Below are 17,397 nucleotides of genomic sequence, written 5' to 3'. Positions count from 1 at the left end.
ACACCATACTCTTTCCCTATTTTTTTTTCGAGCTCATCACTAATTCGCACGGAATCGCGATACCTTCCCGTAAGAAAACCATATCTTGCCTTCCCCGCAGAGCTCATAAGCGATTCGCCACCAAGGTCGACCTCGACGTTTCTCACCCCCGTTGCGATACCGTAGGTGAGGTGAAGAAGGTTTTTCCTCTCGGGGAAGATCGCCATCTGCGAGTACACGCTGATTTTGTTGTTGAAAAGGATGATTACCACTATCATCATGCCGAGGATGAGGGTCAGGAAAAGTTCCCTGTTGAGCATGTAGGGCGAAAAGACTGCGAGAAGAAAAAAGAGAACCGCCATTGGCGATCTGAGCACATAGGTCAGCATGAGAAAGATGAGCAGGATAAGGGGCGTAATCAATAATTCTGCCCTCTTCAGTGCTTTTACCCTGATAATATCCGAAACGACGGAGGAGATATATTTCAGCATGATCGCCATGGAGAAAAAAAAGACGAAAAAGAGCAGAAGCATGGCCAGAAAACCGAATACGATGTAGAGGGATTTCAAGAGTGGAACGGGATTTTTCAGCGTGGCGTAGTAGAGATTTACGATATCATCCCAGAAAGCATACACGCGGAAATCCAGAAGGTCATTCAATCCGAGATAGAGCCAGTATTTAACGTTCAACGGCGACACGTGGAGTGAGGTTCTCACGATATCGAGCCGGATGTTCCGCTCGAGGGCGAAAGAGCGGGAAAGTGCATCATCGACAAAAGAGTTTACGGAAAGGAGGCCGTATCGATATACTTCGTTTTTGAGCTCGAAAACGCCGTCACTGAAGGCATCGATATTCCCTCTTTCAACCGCCGATAGAGAGGCATCGTATTTTTCGATCAGGCTCTTTGGAACGGTCAGGTTCTCCGCGCCGGCCGCGCCTCCGGGGGAAACGAGCAATATGGTTGCGATGATCGAGAGAGAGCTTTTCAACCACCTGTTCGCGAGCATGAATATATTTTCTCTTTCTTTCATCAGCTCTTTTCCCTGCTCAATCGTTATTGTACCACCCGAAAAAATCGGTGAACGTTACTTCGATCAATTTGCGATCCAACCCATCTCAACCCTTGGTTTTGCTCTTTGGATGAAATCGATATGAGCAAAAGCCTGCCCTGGCACAGCGGGATGGTCGATCGTTTCCGGCAAGGAACCCATCGGGAGTAAGTCCGATTGTAGAGCAGATATCCGGGACTGCCTCGTTGCATTTCAGAGATTATTCACTCGTTTTTTCATCTTACATAACATATAAACCAGATAGCTGTTTTTAAATCAATCGTTTTATTATAATGGTGAGACTGTTACAGAAAAACAAGACGGGAGATGGGCATGTGCTTATTTACGGATCTGGTCGAGATCATGGATACCCTGCGCTCCGAAAGGGGTTGCCCGTGGGACAGGGAGCAGACCCTTGAGAGCCTGCGTGAATACCTGCTCGAGGAATCGTACGAAGCTCTCGACAAAATCAACGCGCAGGATTACCGGGGGCTGAAAGAAGAGCTCGGGGATCTCCTTTTTGAAGTAATCTTTCTGGCGAAAATTGCTTCCGATATGGGCAAGTTTACCATTTTCGACGTCATCGATGGGATCAGGGACAAGATGGTCAGGCGCCATCCTCACGTGTTCGGACAGGCCAGAGCCGACACTTCCCAGGAAGTCTCCGATAACTGGCATAAAATCAAAGAAACACAGGAAAACAAGCAGTACGATTCGGTTATCGGCGGAGTCCCGAAAAACCTTCCTGCCCTTTTCCGCGCTTACAAGCTGACCAAGAAGGCGGCAAGGGTAAAATTTGATTGGGAAACGATGGAGCAGATTCTCGAAAAGATGGAGGAGGAACTGGGGGAGTTCAGGGAAGCGCTGGCAAGCGACGACAGAGCCGCCATGGAAACGGAAATCGGGGACATACTCTTCGTGTCGGCAAACATAGCGCGATTCGTGGAAATCAACCCTGAAATAGCCCTTCTTCGGGCAAACGGCCGTTTCGAGAAAAGATTCCAGTATATGGAAAAAAAGCTCAAAGACGAGGCTATCAGCATGGAGGACACGCCTATCGAAGATTTGGAAAAATTATGGCAGGAGGCAAAAAAAAAATGAGTTCTTTTTTTCCACAATTCTGTGAAAAACCTGTTGATAAATCTGTGGATGCCCAATAGCTTTTAAATCCTTTTTACCACTTATACAAATTGCCTAATATTTAGGCATTTATCTCGAGGCGTTTTGCTGCCTCCCGGTGAGCCGTCGTAATAGAACTTGAAGTTATTCATAATAAACAATTGTTTTTGTTGTAATAATATTTAACCGGATGAATGAGGGTCAGGAAATCGGGCTGCTGAAGGTAGTTGCCCGTCAGTCGAATATGGCAAGCTTCTTGCTACGAAAATTTCGCCGATTTCACACGATATTTATCTTCCGACAACCACTATTGATAGCTTCACCAAAATTTTTCGTAAGATACATTATTCTGCAAAAAATTGTTGCGCTCTCGTCGGGGCTCACGCATTCATCGCCGACGGGTGCGGGAATATCGATGATGCCCATGTGGTGCTTTTCGTGGGTCCCGCAGCACCGCTTTGCCGGAAAATACCAAGACAACTTATCCTTGACTTTGAAAGATTCCCTTCTTATAATCTTAAATTTCTAATCCAATTAATTTCCAGGAGGATAGCGTTGGCAAACATCAAATCGGCAGTGAAGCGGCACAAGCAGAGCCTGAGGCGAAGATCGAGAAACCGTGTGAGGAAATCGAGGGTGAAAACTACCGTCAAGGCCATAAAGCTGGCCCTTCAGGAGAACAACCTTGAAAAAGCGAAGGAGCTCTTGCCCCTGGCAATGAAGGAAATACACAGGGCAGCCTCAAAGGGTGCCATCCACAGGAAAAATTCGGCAAGAAAGATAGCCCGCCTATCCTCCTTCGTTCACAGATACGAAACCCAGGAAACAAAGGATTGAGCCTCTCTTCCCGGCATCTTGCTTTTTGGAATTCTCCCCTGACCCGAGAATCCTTCTAAACGCCCATTATGTCGGCCATGTAGACGAGCATGTTCTGTAAATTGTCCCTCGGCGGCAGCCTGCTTTCCCCTTTGACCTGCACGTCTGCAGAACCCGCTAAGAATATCAGCCTCAGCAACCTGTCTCTTTTCTCCTTTCCCCTCGCCCTTTCAAACTCCTTTTTCAGTGACCACTTAAGGGCGCCGAGAACCCTGAGAATATCCCCTTCCTCAACGGTTTTGATGTACCGGTAGAAATGAGATATCCCCTTCGGTGCGTTCCCCCTGATCACCTCCCGGAGGATATGAAATATCTCCAGTTCCGTTTTTGCAGCGGAAAACTCTTTCAGGTCCGCAACCGTGGCCTTTTTCGTTTCCGAAAATGCCAATGCCAGTTTCCCCACCTCGGAAATGAGGCTATGCGGGTCGTCAGCCGACGACAGGGTCAACAGCTCAACCACATCGTTCTCAACAGCGATGCCATGCTCTGCAAAGGTTTCCCCTACATAGCCGATGGCCGCTTTTTTTGCACCTGTCTCGCTGACATCGACTATGCGGACATGTTCCGCCAGAGCCGGTGCCAGTTTGCTCCTGTTTTTCACCGGCACGATGACCGTTGCCCCGAGGTCGTCTTTTCTCCTGGCCAGCTCGGTGACAGCGTCCTTCAACTCCCTCCTCAATGTGTCGTAATCGGGAAAAATCAGAATCTTTCCGGGTAAAAAGAGGTCCACCGTCATGGCAAACAGCAGGGCCTCTTCAGGACCGGACTCCGGGGACAACCTTCTGACGTATGCCTTTTCCCCCGGTTGCCTCCCGGGAAAAGACCGTTGTGCCAGGTGAAACTCGAAAAAGTATCTCCCCGGTCCCGCGTAGATATTGATCCCGGAATCCTTGATGTCCATATCTCAGATCTCTTTCAAAAAATCAACGAAGCGGATGGAAATCCTCTCGAGGACGAAATCCACGGCCCTCTCCCGGTTGGTTCTCGAATATGACGGGTCCACCCCCCTGTAGTATGTCGATGTGTTGGCGAAGTCCTTCATGAGAAAGACGCTCTCTCCCGTTGCGGTTTCGATCAGCTCCAATGACACGCTGCAGAATATCTCATATTCGAGGCCCAATCGCTCTTCGGAAAAGCCCACGGGTCTCTCCTTCAGCACATGGACAGTTCCCTTGACGAGGTAATTCCCCCCACCATCAAAAGATCCCCCGATCCCATTTGCAGCCAGAGAGTCCTTGATCTTCTCCGCGAGTGTAATGCCGACTCTGTTGTATGCGGTTTCGTTCGTGATCTTTCCTATGGATATCTCCTTTTCTCCCAGGACGTTGGATTTCCTGCCGCTTTGCCCCAGGTGGTAACCGCAGGAGAAGATTACGATCGCTATCAGGATGAGAAAACACGGCGTGTAAAAGCTTTTTATCCAACCACGAGGCTGACCAGCTTTCCCTGAACGTAGACCCATTTCCTCACTTCCTTGCCCGAAGTGTACTCCTTTACCCTCTGGTCTGAAAGCACCATCTCGCGGACCTGTTCTTCCGTCACATCGGCATCAACGACGATCTTCGATCTCACCTTCCCGTTGATTTGAACCACAATCGGGATGCTCTCGCTGAGCGCAAGGTTTTCATGGAACTTTGGCCAGGGCTGGCTTGAAACGAACCTCGCATTCCCGCTGAGCTCCCAGAGCTCTTCCGATAAGTGGGGAACGAAGGGAGACAGGAGCAAGATCAGTGTCTGGATAGCTTCCGCCAGCGCGCTTCGGGGGAGGTCCTCCTCAAGCTCATGCGGGTCGACCTTGTAGAGGTAGTTCACAAACTCCATGATCGCGGCAATTGCGGTGTTGAAGTGAAACCTCGTTTCGATCTCGTTGGTCACCTTCCTGATCGTCTTGTGTGTTTCGTGCCTGAGCTCTTTAACGGTACCTTCATACTCCGCGTCCCCCCGCAGGGGGGTTACATCCCTCAATCTGTCGAGGTGTTGAACGACGAGATTATAGACCCTCTTTATAAATCTGCTGCCCCCTTCGACACCCTTGTCGCTCCAGTCGAGGTCTTTTTCCGGGGGCGACGCGAACAGGGTAAAGATGCGGGATGTGTCGGCTCCATATCTCTCGATGAGGTATTCGGGATCGACGACATTCCCTTTCGATTTGGACATCTTTTCCCCGTCCTTTATCACCATCCCCTGGGTGAGGAGGTTTTGGAACGGCTCATCAAAGTCCAGGTACCCCATATCCCTCAGCGCTTTCACGAAAAACCGGGCGTAGAGGAGATGCAGAACCGCGTGTTCTATACCGCCTATGTACTGATCCACCGGCATCCAGTAGTGAACCGAGCCTCTGTGGAACGGATCTTTCGCCTCTTTGGGGCAGCAGTACCGGATGAAATACCAGGAGGACTCGACAAATGTGTCCATTGTGTCCGTTTCTCTCTCCGCATGCCCTCCGCAGGCGTGGCAGGTAACATTCACAAACTCCTCTATTTTCCTCAGCGGTGCCCCTCCTTCGAAGTCTATCTTCTCGATGTCGGGTAAGAGCACGGGCAGATCGCTCTCGGGCACGGGGAGGACTCCACACTTCTCACAGTATATGACCGGGATCGGCGCCCCCCAGTAGCGCTGCCTCGATATCCCCCAGTCCCGCAACCGGTAAGAGTGCGCCTTTCCACCGATCATCTTTTTACCGGCGAATCGATTGATCGCCTCCTTGCCTTCCTCGCTCGGCAAACCGGAAAAGTCACCGGAGTTCACCATGACTCCCGGACCCTCATAGGCTGCGGTCATGGTTTCAGGGTCAAGGGTCGAATCCTCGGGGTTTATCACCACAACGATGGGCAGTTCATACTGTTTCGCAAACTCGAAATCCCGCTGATCATGGGCGGGGACAGCCATGACGGCACCGGTGCCGTATTCAAAAAGGACAAAGTTTGCCGCATAGATGGGCATCTCCCAGCCGGTGAAGGGATTTATGCAGTATGCGCCGGTAAAGATCCCCTCCTTTTCCACCTCTTCGCTCGTCCTCTGGGCCCTGTCCTGCAGCACGATGCGGTCGATAAACTCCTGCACCTGCTCCTCCCTCCCGCTATCTCTGGCAAGTTGAATGGTAAGGGGATGCTCGGGGGCAATGCTCATGAAGGTTGCCCCAAAAACCGTGTCGGGCCTGGTCGTGAAAACCCGTATCTTCGTGTCTGAATCGAGCAGGGGGAAATCCAGTTCGGCGCCCTGGCTCTTCCCTATCCAATTTCTCTGCATTACGAGGACCCGTTCCGGCCAGCCGGGCATCTTGAACGTGTAATCGAGCAGTTCATCGGCATACTCGGTCGTTTTCAGAAACCACTGGTCCATTTCCCTCACCGTTACCGGGTCTTCGCATCGCCAGCATGAACCGCCCTCAACCTGCTCGTTGGCAAGAACGGTCTTGCACGAAGGACACCAGTTCAGGAGTGCCTTTTTCTTGTAGGCAAGGTTTCTCCTGAACATTTCTATGAAAAATTTCTGTTCCCACCGGTAATACTCCGGGTCACAGGTGGCCAGCTCCCTCTCCCAGTCGTAGCTGAAACCCATCCTCCTCAGCTGCTCCTTCATATAGGCGATGTTTGCGTATGTCCACGTTGCGGGATGCTCCCCCTCCTTGATGGCCGCATTCTCGGCAGGCAGGCCGAATGCATCCCACCCCATAGGGTGCAAAACGCTGAACCCCCTCATGAGCTTGTAGCGTGCGATGACGTCCCCGATCGTGTAGTTTCTCACGTGGCCCATGTGGATGCGTCCCGAAGGATAGGGAAACATTTCGAGGCAGTAGTACTTGGGTTTATCGGGATCTTCCACCGATCTGAAGACCCCCTCTTCTTCCCAGAGCCTCTGCCACTTCTCTTCAATCCTCGAGGGGTCGTACCTCAACCGTTTCCTCCGCCATCGTAGATTGTTTTCTTCCTTATAGCATCAAGTACGCCGTTGACAAAAGCGCCAGATTCGTCGGTCCCGAATTTTTTTGCGAGCTCTACCGCTTCGTTTATGGCCACCGCGTGGGGAACCGTGAGTTGGGAAAAGAAAATCTCATACGTGCCGAGCCTCAATATGCTCCTGTCGACGATCGACACCCTCTCGAGCTTCCAGTTTTTCAGGGATTCCGCTATGATCGCGTCTATCTGCTCTCTGTGGGAGGAAAGCCCCTCGAGGGCCCCCTCGAAAAATACCACGTCGAGCTCGCCGGGAAAGCACGTCAAAAATATCTTCGAGGCTTCATCGGCGGTGATATCCAGCATATCGCTCATATAGAGGACCTGGAAAACCTTCTCCCTCGTTTTTCGCCGCAAAGCTCGCCCTCCCCCATTGAACAAATCGTATACAAATGGTCGCTGCAGCCCACGCCACCGGTTTTCTGGTAACTTTACACGGGAAATACCCAGGATTTCAGAACGTATGTGTCAAAAGTTTTTCAGCAGGTTTGCCATCTCGATTGCAGAAACTGCCGCTTCGAACCCCTTGTTGCCCATTTTCGTCCCTGCCCGCTCGACAGCCTGCTCGATTGTGTCGGCCGTGATGATGCCGAAAGCGACCGGGATTTCACTCTCCAGGGACACCTGGGCGAGGCCTTTGGTCACCTCCGCGCTGATATATTCGAAGTGCGGCGTTTGCCCCCGAATCAGTGCGCCGAGGCAGACGATGGCATCATATGCTTTCAGTCCCGTCAGCTTCTTCGCAACGAGGGGGATTTCGAAGGAACCGGAAACCCTGTAGAGCGATATGTCACTCTCATGCACACCGTGCCTCTTCAGCGAATCGAGGGCCCCGTCGAATAGCTTGTCGGTAATGAAGCTGTTGTAGCGCGACAGAACGATCCCGATTCTGAGGCCTTCACCCTTGAGATTGCCTTCATAAACCTTCACCCTGCCCTCCTACTCAACGCTCAAAATGTGGCCGAGTTTTTTCTTTTTCGTCTTTAAATAGTCGATATTGAGAGTGTTCGGCTTGATCTCTATCGGCACCCTCTCCGTAACGGACAATCCGTACCCTTCCAGGCCGATTATCTTTTTCGGGTTATTCGTAAGAAGGCGTATCTTTTTCAACCCGAGCTCAGCCAGGATCTGGGCACCGATGCCATAATTTCTCAGGTCGGCTTTGAAGCCGAGCTTGGCGTTCGCCTCGACCGTATCCATGCCCTTTTCCTGCAACGAGTAGGCCTTTATCTTGTTGGCCAGCCCTATCCCGCGCCCTTCCTGCCTCATGTAGAGAACAACTCCCCTCCCCTCGTCATGGATCATCCTCAACGAGTTGAAGAGCTGCTCTCCACAATCACATCTCATGGATCCGAACACGTCACCCGTCATGCACTCTGAGTGCACCCGCACCAGTGTGGGAACCTCGGCATCGACCTCCCCCTTTACCAGGGCAAGGTGGACCTCCTCATTGATATCGTTTCGAAAGGCAACGGCCCGGAATTCTCCGTAAAGCGTGTGGAGAGATACTTCCTCAATGATGGTAACGAGCCGCTCCCTCATCATCCGGTACTCGATTATCCTCTCGATGGTCAGTATTTTCAGACCGTGCCGCATTCCGAATGCCTCGAGATCCGGCATCCTGGCCATGCTCCCGTCATCCTTCATGATCTCGCAAATTACCGCCGCCGGTTTCAATCCCGCCATCCGGGCAAGGTCGACGGACCCTTCCGTCTGGCCCGTCCTTACCAGTACCCCGCCTTCCTTTGCGACAACGGGGAACACGTGCCCCGGCTTCACGAGGTCTCCCGGACCCGAGTTTTCGTCGATTGCAACCTTCACGGTGGTTGCCCTGTCAAAGGCGGATATCCCCGTGGTGACGCCGCGCTTCGCCTCGATGGAGACGGTAAACGCCGTGCCGTAGGAGGACCGGTTTTCTTTCACCATCGGCTCGAGCTCGAGCTCTTCCGCCCTCTCTTCCGTTATCGCAAGGCATATGAGGCCCCTTCCGTATTTCGCCATGAAATTGATCGCATCGGGTGAAACCATCTCCGCCGGGATCATCAGGTCGCCTTCGTTCTCGCGATCTTCGTCATCCACCAGGATTATCATCTTACCCGCTCTCAACTGCTTTATCGCTTCTGAAACGTCGCAGATGGGCATGTCAATCCTCCTTCAAATAGCCAGATTTGCCGAGCAACTCCAGTAACCCCGTATCCCTGTCCCCCTTTACAAACCGCTCCACATACTTTCCAATGATATCCACTTCGATGTTTACGCGGTCGCCAGGTTTTGCCGACGCCAGGTTGGTCTGCGAGAAGGTATAGGGCAGAACGGTCACCTCGAATGCGCTTGTCAAAACCCTGCTTATCGTGAGGCTTATACCGTTTACGGCCACCGAGCCCTTGTAGACCATGTATCTCATTATATTATCATCCGCCCGTATTTCAAACACCAGAGAGTCCCCGTACCTCTTTATGCTTCCGATCACCGCGACGCCGTCGACGTGACCGTTGACAAAGTGGCCTCCCAGCCTCCCCCCCACCTTGAGCGCTCTTTCGATATTAACACAATCTCCCCTTTTCAGATTAACGAGGTTGCTCTTTTTCAGCGTCTCGGGAGATATCTCAACATCGAACTGGTCTCCCCTGAACGCTATCACGGTCAGGCAAACCCCGTTGACCGCTATGCTCTCTCCAATTTGGAACTCGTCCGTTTCCGGAAGGAAGGCGATCTTTACAACCGTGCCCCCGTCACCGGTAACGACTGTCCGGACAGTGCCCGTTTTTTCTATAAGCCCGGTAAACATCTATCATCTTCTCCATTCCATCGGAACCGCTTCGATGAGAACATCTTCCTTCAATCTTCTCACTTTTTCAATCCGAATTGCTATGGGTGAATCGATGTCGACTCCCGGGATGCCCGACAGGGGTGAGAGTCCCTTCCCGAAGAACTTGCCCGCCATGAAAATGTAGAGCCTGTCAACCCTTCCCTCGCCCATGAATTTTGAAAAGACACCGGCTCCGCCCTCCACGAGGAGNNNNCGGTGAAACTCGCAGATGGTGGGCCGATTCGCCACGCCTTCAAACGATTTCGCCCTTCGCCTTCCCTTCCCGGTGAATATGACCACCTCTCCCCCATCGTCCACAAAGAGCCTCATCCGGGGGTCCGCCCGCAGGTAAGGGTCTATCACTACCCTGAGAGGTTGCCGGTACCTCCCCTTCAGGCGGACGTTCAAAGCAGGGTCATCCTTCCTGACCGTGTCTATCCCCACGAGAATTGCTTCATGTGATGCCCGAAGTTTATGGGCATATATCCTTGAATTATCAGAGGTAATCCACTTTGACTTACCACCTCTGTCGGCGATGAACCCATCGGCGGTAATGGCCATCTTGAGCGACACGAAAATCTCGCCCGTCCTCATGTATTTGAAAAACATTCTGTTTAATTCTTCCGATTCCTCCGCGCACAGCCCGAGGCGCACATCGATTCCCCCCCGCTTGAGTTTCGCGATCCCTTTCCCGTTGACCAGGGGATTTGGGTCTTTTACCGCCACGAACACCCTTTTTATCCCCGCCTCTATTATGGATTCCGCGCAGGGGCCTGTCTTTCCGCTGTGGCTGCACGGTTCCAGGGTAACGAACATCTCCGCTCCCCGGGAATTTCTCCCCGCGGATCTCAAGGCCTCGATTTCCGCATGGGGGCCTCCGAAAAAACGGTGATAACCTTTCCCGATAACCTTCCCACCCCTGACCACCACAGCCCCCACCATCGGGTTTGGATTTACCCTTCCCTCACCCCTTTTCGCAAGGGAAATGGCCTTTTTCATGAAATAACCGGGTGGGCTCTTCTTACTCATTTTTAGGATCTCCCTTCTTTGCGGAAGGGACGTCGTAGATGGACCGTATCTCGTCCATGAACTGAGACAGATCTTTGAAGCTCCGGTAAACGGAAGCGAACCGAACGTATGCCACGTCGTCGAGGCCGCGGAGTTCATCCATCACTTTTTCACCGATCACATGTGAGGGGATTTCCTTCTCTCCCATCGCGAGCACTTCCGTCTCGATCCTGTCGACCACCTCCATGACTTTCTCATAACCTATGGGTCTCTTCTCACAGGCCTTCAGGATTCCGCTCAGCATCTTATGCTTGTCAAATGGCTCTCTCCTCCCCCCCTTCTTTATCACAAGGGGGATGCTCTCTTCGATCCTCTCATAGGTGGTAAACCGCCACTTGCAGGTAACGCACTCCCTCCTCCTTCGTATGAGCAATCCTTCTTTGCTTGTCCGGGAATCTACAACCCTGTCTTCGAGGCTGGAGCACTTAGGGCAACGCAATTTTAACCGCCAAGCCGGTGGATTTCAACCCCCGCTTCAGAAAGCATCTCACGGGTGAGTTCGTCGGCGTAACCGTCCAGATAGCATATCTTCCTGATACCGGCGTTGATGATCATTTTTGCGCAGATGATACAGGGAAGATTGGTGCAGTACAGCGTGCTCCCCCGTATCGAGGCCCCGTGAAGTGCCGCCTGTATGATCGCGTTCTGTTCGGCGTGGAGCCCCCTGCACAGTTCGTGCCGCTCTCCCGATGGCACATTCAGCTTCTCCCGCAGGCAACCGACGATGTCACAGTGCGGTATTTTCGAGGGCACCCCGTTGTAGCCGGTCGCAAGAACCCTTTTGTCTTTTACCACAACAGCCCCCACCTGCCTCCTGAGACAGGTTGACCTTTTGGAGGCAAGGCGGGCCATCTCCATGAAATAGGTGTCCCAATCCGGTCTCGAACGAATATCAACCACCATCATGCTTCCCTTGCATAGAGATCGATCCTTTCAGAATATAACGGAAACTTGAGGCACAGATCCCTGACGTCGTTCTCTATCTTTCCCCACAGTCTTTCGTTGTGAATATCTTCGAGCACATCGGCTATCATGTCGCCGATCTCCACCATCTCATCCTCTCTCATTCCCCGTGAAGTCACCGCCGGCGTGCCGAGCCTGATCCCGCTCGTCACGAAGGGGCTCCGGGTCTCAAAAGGTATGGTGTTTTTGTTCACCGTTATGCCGGCCCGTTCGAGGGCTTCCTCCGCATCCTTCCCCGTAATATTTTTGTCCGTTAAATCCACCAGCATGAGGTGGGTGTCCGTTCCCCCCGACACGATCCTGAAGCCCCTGTCGCTCAGAGTTGCAGCCATTTTCTTCGCGTTCTTCACGATCTGCCTCTGGTATTCTCTGAACTCCTCGCCCTGCGCCTCTTTGAAAGCAACCGCTTTGGCGGCGATGATATGCATCAGGGGGCCGCCCTGAGTCCCGGGGAATACCGAACTGTCGATCTGTTTCGCAAATTCACCCTTGCACATGATCATCCCCCCCCGGGGGCCCCTGAGGGTTTTATGGGTCGTCGTCGTGACGAACTCACAGTGGGGTATCGGCGACGGGTGCAGCCCCGCCGCGACGAGACCCGCGATGTGCGCGATGTCAGCCATCACCATGGCCCCCGCCTCATCTGCAACACTCCGGAATTTTTCAAAATCGAGAACCCTGGAGTAAGCGCTTGCGCCGACGATAATGAGCTTTGGCCTGTGCTCGAGGGCCATCATCCGGAACTCATCGAGATCGACAAGCTCAGTTTCCCTGTCCACGCCATAATGGTATACGTTAAAAAGCTTCCCCGAAAAGTTTACCGGGGAGCCGTGGGTCAGGTGCCCCCCGTGGGACAGGTTCATGCCCAGCAGCGTGTCACCCGGCTTCATGACAGCAAGATACACCGCCATATTCGCCTGCGCACCCGAGTGAGGCTGCACGTTGACGTGTTCGGCGCCGAAAATCTCCTTCGCCCTGCTGATCGCGAGCGACTCTCCTATGTCAACGAATTCGCAGCCCCCATAGTAGCGTTTGCCGGGGTACCCTTCCGCATACTTGTTCGTCATCACGCCCCCGCATGCCTCGAGAACTGCCTCGCTCACGAAATTCTCGGACGCGATGAGCTCGAGCTTAAATGCCTGCCTCTCCGTCTCCCTCCTTATCGCGTCCCATATCTCGGGGTCAACTTTTTTCAGATATGCCATTACCTTCCTCCGTTTACCCTCGTGATTCTCGATTCTATCTTTGCAATCTTGTCCAACCTCTTTTTATGCCTCCCCCCCTCAAACTTCTCCTTGAGGAAAATCCCGAGATACTTCCTGGCATCTTCAGGAGAAATCGTTCTCCCCCCGAATATCACCACATTTGCATCGTTGTGGGCCTTCGCATAGTGCGCGGCAAACGCATCGTAGAGGAGCGCCGCGCGTATTCCCTGAATCTTGTTTGCGGTGATCGTCATTCCCAGGCCCGTCCCGCACACGAGGACACCCAGGTCGGCATCTCCCCTGGCCACTCTTATTGATACGGACTCTGCATAATCGGGATAGTCTACGGAGTCATGGGACGCAGGCCCCACATCGGCCAGTGCGTATCCTTTTCCGGACAGGAACTGTTTCAGGTTTTCCTTCAGGTCGAATCCGGCGTGATCGCTGCCGATCGCAATTTTCTCGATAGTCATTTGATTCCTATGCAGCCTTGTATCTCTTGAACACCACAACGCCGTTCGTTCCGCCAAAACCGAAGGAGTTAGAGAGAGCAACCTTGATCTCCCCTTTTCTGGGCGAATTGGGAACGTAATCGAGGTCGCACCCGGGGTCACCATTTTCCAGATTTATCGTCGGCGGGATGACACCCTGATCCATGGCGAGAATCGTGAAGATGGCTTCAACTGCCCCTGCCGCCCCGAGAAGGTGACCCGTCATCGATTTGGTGGAGCTGACGGCAAGGTTGTACGCATGGTCGCCGAAAACGGATTTGATGGCCATCGTCTCGAAAAGATCATTGTACTTCGTCGATGTCCCGTGTGCATTGATGTAATCAACTTCCCGGGGATCAATTCCCCCGGTTTTGAGGGCCTCGGCCATGCACCTGGCGGCACCCTCGCCTTCCGGTGCCGGGGCGGTGATATGGTGTGCATCTGCCGTCGCGGCGTATCCCCCGACTTCAGCGTAGATCCGTGCTCCCCTCTTTCTTGCAAATTCGAGCTCTTCGAGTATGAGGATCCCCCCACCCTCCCCCATCACAAATCCATCCCGCTCGCTGTCAAAGGGCCTGCTCGCTTTCGCCGGATCATCGTTTCTCGTCGAGAGCGCTTTCATCGCGCAAAAACCGCCGAGGCCAAGCGGGGTAATCGTCGCTTCAGAGCCGCCGGCGATGATGACGTCTGCTTCGTCTCTGAGTATTGCCTGATACGCTTCTCCGATCGCATGGGTCGATGCGGCACAGGCGGTGGTGATGGACAAATTCGGGCCCTTTGCCCCGTATATCATGGAAATCTGGCCGGGAGCGAGGTTGACGATCAACATGGGTATGAAGAATGGGCTTATCTTTCTCACGCCCCCGGAAAGAAAGGCCTCATGATACCTCTCGATCGACTCGAGCCCCCCCAGTCCGGCCCCCATTATCACGCCCGTCCTCTCCGATATCTCCTCGCCAATCCTCAGGGCCGAATCGGCCATGGCTTCCTCCGCGGCGGCGATGGCAAACTGGATGAACCTGTCCATTTTCTTCACATCTTTCCTGTCGATGTAATCGTCGGCCTTGAAATTCTTGACCTCGCCGGCTATCCGGGTGGGAAAATCCGATGCATCGAACCTCGTTACCCGGTCGATGCCCGACTCGCCGCGCAAAGCGGCTTCCCAGTTCCTCTTCACCCCGGCTCCGAGAGGGCTTATTATTCCCAACCCTGTTACGACTACTCTGCGCATCTTTCCTCCAACACCTGATTATTGACGGGCCTGGATATACTCGACCGCATCCTTTACCGTTTTGATCTTCTCTGCATCCTCATCGGGGATTTCGATCTTGAACTCCTCCTCCATGGCCATCACCAGTTCCACCACATCGAGGGAGTCGGCGCCGAGGTCATCCATAAAGGAACTCTCAAGGGGTATCTCCGAAAGTTCCTTGCCGAGCTGGTTCGCAATGATCTCCTTCACCTTCTGTTCTGCTGACATGAACACACCTCCTTTGTAATTATTCACATATACATGCCACCGTTGACGCGGAATACCTGGCCCGTAATGTACGACGATTGGTCGGAGCACAAAAAGAGAACCATCGAGGCAATATCATCGGGGTCGCCAAACCTCCCCAGCGGTATGTCTTTCAGGTACGCCTCCCTTACGCTGTCGGGAAGCCCCTCTGTCATGTCGGTTATGATGAACCCGGGGGAAACAACGTTCGCCGTGATCCCGCGAGGGGCCAGCTCCCGGGCAACGGATCTCGTGAAACCGATGATCCCCGCTTTCGTGGCGGAGTAGACGGACTGGCCCGCGTTTCCCATCTCGCCAACTACCGAGGATATATTGACTATCTTCCCCTGCCGGTTTTTTATCATGCTCTTGATCACGGCCCTGGTGCAGTGGAACACTCCCTTCAAGTTTATCGCAAAAACAGCGTCCAGATCCTCCTCTTTCAGGCGCATAAGAAGCGTGTCCCGGGAGATACCGGCATTGTTGACGAGAATATCAATTTTCCCCTTCTCGTCGAGCATCTTTTGTACCGCCCCCTCCACATCAGCCGGGCTGGCCACGTTGAACCCCGTTTTCTGCCCATTGCCTCCCAGTTCCTCGATAAGGGACACCGTTTTGTCCGCCTCATCGGCACTGGCGCTGTAATTTACATACACAAAAGCACCGGCTTTTGCAAGCCTGAGCGCTATTGCCCGCCCGATACCCCTTGATGCCCCGGTGACGAGAGCAATTTTATCGTTCAATATCACGGCTTCACCCTCCTGTTCGTATCCCGATCTCCTCCACCTTCTTGCGGTCCTCCATCGATCCGAAGGAGCCGATTTTCCAGCCGGGGAGCATCCTGCGGGCCAACCCGGTCAAAACTTTTCCCGGGCCCGCCTCCACCATCACCCCGGCGGGCTCTTTTCCAAAGCACGCAACCGTCTCTTCCCAGCGAACCGGGGAAAATATCTGCCTTTCGAGGCATGACGGCACCTCTTCCACCTTCCGGTAGGGGCGTCCCGTGAGATTCGCAACGACGGGAAAGGTAAAGTCTCCGAGGGACATATCCACCAGGTATGGCCGGAGCCTTTCGGCGGCAGGTACCATGAGAGAACTGTGAAAAGGTGCGCTCACCGGCAACTCTATTGCCCTTTTCGCCCCGCCCTCCCTGGCCCGATCGATGGCGAGCAGGACAGCCTCTTTTTCCCCCGATACCACTATCTGACCGGCACCGTTGAGGTTTGCTATCTCCACAACGCCGTCCACCGCCGTGATGATCTCCTCCACTTCGCCCGCTGAGAGGCCGATGATCGCTGCCATCGACCCTTTTCCCGGCGGGACGGCTTCCTGCATGAACCTCCCCCTCTTTTCGAGGACGGAAACCGCCTCCCCGAACTTCAGGACGCCGGCGCAGACGAGTGCGGTATACTCCCCGAGACTGTGTCCCGCGCCGATCTTGGGCGCAACGCCCATCTCCTTTTTCAACACCTCGTAAGCGGCGACGCTCGCCGTGAAGATGGTGGGTTGCGTGTTTTCCGTCAGAATCAGCTCTGCCTCGGGGCCGGTGAAGCAGAGGTGGGCGATGTCTCTTCCCAGGGTATCAGACGCCTCAACGAACAGATCCTTCACGTAGTCGAAATTGTCAAACAGGTCCTTTCCCATCCCCACGTATTGTGAGCCCTGGCCCGGGAATACGATGGCAGCGTCCATGTTCATCTTCCTCAGAGCCTGACCAGCGCCGAGCCCCAGGTCAAGCCGGCTCCAAAGGCGGACAAAAGGACGATATCCCCCTTTTTCAGAGCCCCATTTTCATACGCCTCGGCCATAGCGATTGGAATTGAGGCGGCCGAAGTATTTCCATATCTGGACAAATTCACATATACCCGGTCATCGGAAATGCCCAGCCGCTTGCCGACAGCACTCAATATGCGCTGGTTGGCCTGGTGGGGAATGAACAGGTCCACATCATCGATGTCCATGCCCGCCTCGTCTATAACCTCGCGGGAGACCTCCACGAGCCTGGTCACTGCCATTTTGAACGTCTCGTTTCCCTGCATTTTTATGTATTGAAGTTTTCCCCTGATCGTCTCCTCGCAAATCGGGTGCAGCGTGCCTCCCCCCGGAGCATACAGGAGTTCCCAGAGAGAGCCGTCGGAGTAAATTCTGGTCTTCAAAATCCCTTCCTTTTGCCCGCCGGGCCCGACCACGACAGCCCCCGCTCCGTCCCCGAAAAGGACACAGGTGGACCGGTCCTCGAAATCCATGAGCAGGGACAGCATATCGGAACCGCAAATCAGCAGCTTTTCCACGGACCCGGCGCGAATGATGCTGTCGGCCATGTTCAGGGCATAGACGAACCCGGCGCATGCGGCCTGCATATCGAAAGCGAAGGCTTTCCTCGC

General features: G+C 53.6%; 19 protein-coding genes and 1 pseudogene (1 of these 20 only partly in view). 2 read left to right on the top strand and 18 right to left on the bottom strand.

Translation table 11 applies throughout. The features are described from left to right. On the bottom strand, nucleotides 1-1,010 hold a 1,010-nt coding region (locus GTN70_10120; GenBank protein NIO17327.1), incomplete at its 3' end, for a hypothetical protein. 345 nt (nucleotides 1,011-1,355) lie between these two features. On the opposite strand from GTN70_10120, the gene mazG reads away from it, so the two are divergent. Both mazG and rpsT read left to right on the top strand, forming a co-directional pair. Beyond that, entirely contained in the window at nucleotides 1,356-2,129 is a 774-nt protein-coding gene (mazG, locus tag GTN70_10115) for a nucleoside triphosphate pyrophosphohydrolase (GenBank protein ID NIO17326.1), read from the top strand. Nucleotides 2,130-2,702: 573 nt separating this feature from the next. After that, a complete protein-coding gene (gene rpsT / locus GTN70_10110; GenBank protein NIO17325.1) occupies nucleotides 2,703-2,984 on the top strand; it encodes a 30S ribosomal protein S20 in 282 nt (93 codons plus the stop codon). A 55-nt stretch (nucleotides 2,985-3,039) separates the two neighbouring features. On the opposite strand, the gene GTN70_10105 is transcribed toward rpsT, so the two are convergent. The 17 genes and pseudogenes from GTN70_10105 to fabH all read right to left on the bottom strand — a co-directional run. Further along, complete coding sequence (locus GTN70_10105) at nucleotides 3,040-3,924, bottom strand: hypothetical protein (protein NIO17324.1); 885 nt, start codon at nucleotides 3,922-3,924, stop codon at nucleotides 3,040-3,042. A 3-nt stretch (nucleotides 3,925-3,927) separates the two neighbouring features. Beyond that, entirely contained in the window at nucleotides 3,928-4,485 is a 558-nt protein-coding gene (locus GTN70_10100) for a hypothetical protein (GenBank protein ID NIO17323.1), read from the bottom strand. Continuing rightward, on the bottom strand, nucleotides 4,440-6,920 hold the full coding sequence (locus GTN70_10095; GenBank protein ID NIO17322.1) for a leucine--tRNA ligase: 2,481 nt from the start codon (nucleotides 6,918-6,920) through the stop codon (nucleotides 4,440-4,442). The genes GTN70_10100 and GTN70_10095 overlap by 46 nt, the downstream gene beginning before the upstream one ends. Continuing rightward, nucleotides 6,917-7,336 (bottom strand): transcription antitermination factor NusB, encoded by a 420-nt coding sequence (gene nusB / locus GTN70_10090; protein ID NIO17321.1) that lies wholly within the window; start codon nucleotides 7,334-7,336, stop codon nucleotides 6,917-6,919. The genes GTN70_10095 and nusB overlap by 4 nt, the downstream gene beginning before the upstream one ends. Nucleotides 7,337-7,447: 111 nt before the next feature. Next, nucleotides 7,448-7,909 carry a 6,7-dimethyl-8-ribityllumazine synthase gene (locus GTN70_10085; GenBank protein ID NIO17320.1) on the bottom strand — a complete coding sequence of 154 codons (462 nt, stop codon included), beginning with the start codon at nucleotides 7,907-7,909 and terminating at the stop codon, nucleotides 7,448-7,450. Between the two features lie 9 nt (nucleotides 7,910-7,918). Next, nucleotides 7,919-9,121 carry a bifunctional 3,4-dihydroxy-2-butanone-4-phosphate synthase/GTP cyclohydrolase II gene (locus GTN70_10080; protein ID NIO17319.1) on the bottom strand — a complete coding sequence of 401 codons (1,203 nt, stop codon included), beginning with the start codon at nucleotides 9,119-9,121 and terminating at the stop codon, nucleotides 7,919-7,921. A gap of 1 nt (nucleotide 9,122) precedes the next feature. Further along, on the bottom strand, nucleotides 9,123-9,767 hold the full coding sequence (locus tag GTN70_10075) for a riboflavin synthase (protein ID NIO17318.1): 645 nt from the start codon (nucleotides 9,765-9,767) through the stop codon (nucleotides 9,123-9,125). 3 nt (nucleotides 9,768-9,770) lie between these two features. Beyond that, a complete protein-coding gene (ribD, locus tag GTN70_10070; protein NIO17317.1) occupies nucleotides 9,771-10,817 on the bottom strand; it encodes a bifunctional diaminohydroxyphosphoribosylaminopyrimidine deaminase/5-amino-6-(5-phosphoribosylamino)uracil reductase RibD in 1,047 nt (348 codons plus the stop codon). Next, nucleotides 10,810-11,295, bottom strand: coding sequence for a transcriptional repressor NrdR (gene nrdR / locus GTN70_10065; GenBank protein NIO17316.1), 486 nt, complete (start codon nucleotides 11,293-11,295; stop codon nucleotides 10,810-10,812). The genes ribD and nrdR overlap by 8 nt, the downstream gene beginning before the upstream one ends. A 2-nt stretch (nucleotides 11,296-11,297) precedes the next feature. After that, nucleotides 11,298-11,759, bottom strand: a complete 462-nt coding sequence (locus tag GTN70_10060; protein ID NIO17315.1) for a cytidine deaminase — start codon at nucleotides 11,757-11,759, stop codon at nucleotides 11,298-11,300. Then, entirely contained in the window at nucleotides 11,759-13,024 is a 1,266-nt protein-coding gene (locus tag GTN70_10055) for an aminotransferase class I/II-fold pyridoxal phosphate-dependent enzyme (GenBank protein NIO17314.1), read from the bottom strand. Before GTN70_10055 ends, GTN70_10060 begins: the two co-directional genes overlap by 1 nt. Next, nucleotides 13,024-13,497 carry a ribose 5-phosphate isomerase B gene (rpiB, locus tag GTN70_10050; GenBank protein ID NIO17313.1) on the bottom strand — a complete coding sequence of 158 codons (474 nt, stop codon included), beginning with the start codon at nucleotides 13,495-13,497 and terminating at the stop codon, nucleotides 13,024-13,026. Before rpiB ends, GTN70_10055 begins: the two co-directional genes overlap by 1 nt. Before the next feature lie 7 nt (nucleotides 13,498-13,504). After that, nucleotides 13,505-14,746 (bottom strand): beta-ketoacyl-ACP synthase II, encoded by a 1,242-nt coding sequence (gene fabF, locus GTN70_10045; protein ID NIO17312.1) that lies wholly within the window; start codon nucleotides 14,744-14,746, stop codon nucleotides 13,505-13,507. Nucleotides 14,747-14,764: 18 nt separating this feature from the next. Beyond that, the gene (acpP, locus tag GTN70_10040; protein ID NIO17311.1) at nucleotides 14,765-14,995 is read right to left on the bottom strand and encodes an acyl carrier protein; all 231 of its coding nucleotides are present in this window, start codon (nucleotides 14,993-14,995) and stop codon (nucleotides 14,765-14,767) included. Nucleotides 14,996-15,018: 23 nt separating this feature from the next. Next, complete coding sequence (gene fabG, locus GTN70_10035; protein NIO17310.1) at nucleotides 15,019-15,762, bottom strand: 3-oxoacyl-[acyl-carrier-protein] reductase; 744 nt, start codon at nucleotides 15,760-15,762, stop codon at nucleotides 15,019-15,021. 4 nt (nucleotides 15,763-15,766) lie between these two features. Continuing rightward, entirely contained in the window at nucleotides 15,767-16,705 is a 939-nt protein-coding gene (fabD, locus tag GTN70_10030; GenBank protein ID NIO17309.1) for an ACP S-malonyltransferase, read from the bottom strand. 11 nt (nucleotides 16,706-16,716) lie between these two features. Continuing rightward, nucleotides 16,717-17,397: pseudogene (gene fabH / locus GTN70_10025) on the bottom strand (beta-ketoacyl-ACP synthase III) (it continues 255 nt past the right edge of the window).

The organism is Deltaproteobacteria bacterium, assembly GCA_011773515.1.
GTDB lineage: Bacteria > Desulfobacterota > Deferrimicrobia > J040 > J040 > WVXK01.
Note: the sequence above shows the minus strand (reverse complement) of the source record. Positions and strands in the feature narration are given on the sequence as shown.

Excerpts from the sequence above, each read along its gene's own strand:
- GTN70_10100 (NIO17323.1), bottom strand. The coding sequence starts at position 4,485 with ATGGGTCTACGTTCAGGGAAAGCTGGTCAGCCTCGTGGTTGGATAAAA.
- rpiB (NIO17313.1), bottom strand. The coding sequence starts at position 13,497 with ATGACTATCGAGAAAATTGCGATCGGCAGCGATCACGCCGGATTCGAC.
- fabD (NIO17309.1), bottom strand. The coding sequence starts at position 16,705 with ATGGACGCTGCCATCGTATTCCCGGGCCAGGGCTCACAATACGTGGGG.
- fabF (NIO17312.1), bottom strand. The coding sequence starts at position 14,746 with ATGCGCAGAGTAGTCGTAACAGGGTTGGGAATAATAAGCCCTCTCGGA.
- GTN70_10060 (NIO17315.1), bottom strand. The coding sequence starts at position 11,759 with ATGGTGGTTGATATTCGTTCGAGACCGGATTGGGACACCTATTTCATG.
- GTN70_10075 (NIO17318.1), bottom strand. The coding sequence starts at position 9,767 with ATGTTTACCGGGCTTATAGAAAAAACGGGCACTGTCCGGACAGTCGTT.
- GTN70_10105 (NIO17324.1), bottom strand. The coding sequence starts at position 3,924 with ATGGACATCAAGGATTCCGGGATCAATATCTACGCGGGACCGGGGAGA.
- mazG (NIO17326.1), top strand. The coding sequence starts at position 1,356 with ATGGGCATGTGCTTATTTACGGATCTGGTCGAGATCATGGATACCCTG.
- GTN70_10080 (NIO17319.1), bottom strand. The coding sequence starts at position 9,121 with ATGCCCATCTGCGACGTTTCAGAAGCGATAAAGCAGTTGAGAGCGGGT.
- acpP (NIO17311.1), bottom strand. The coding sequence starts at position 14,995 with ATGTCAGCAGAACAGAAGGTGAAGGAGATCATTGCGAACCAGCTCGGC.
- GTN70_10055 (NIO17314.1), bottom strand. The coding sequence starts at position 13,024 with ATGGCATATCTGAAAAAAGTTGACCCCGAGATATGGGACGCGATAAGG.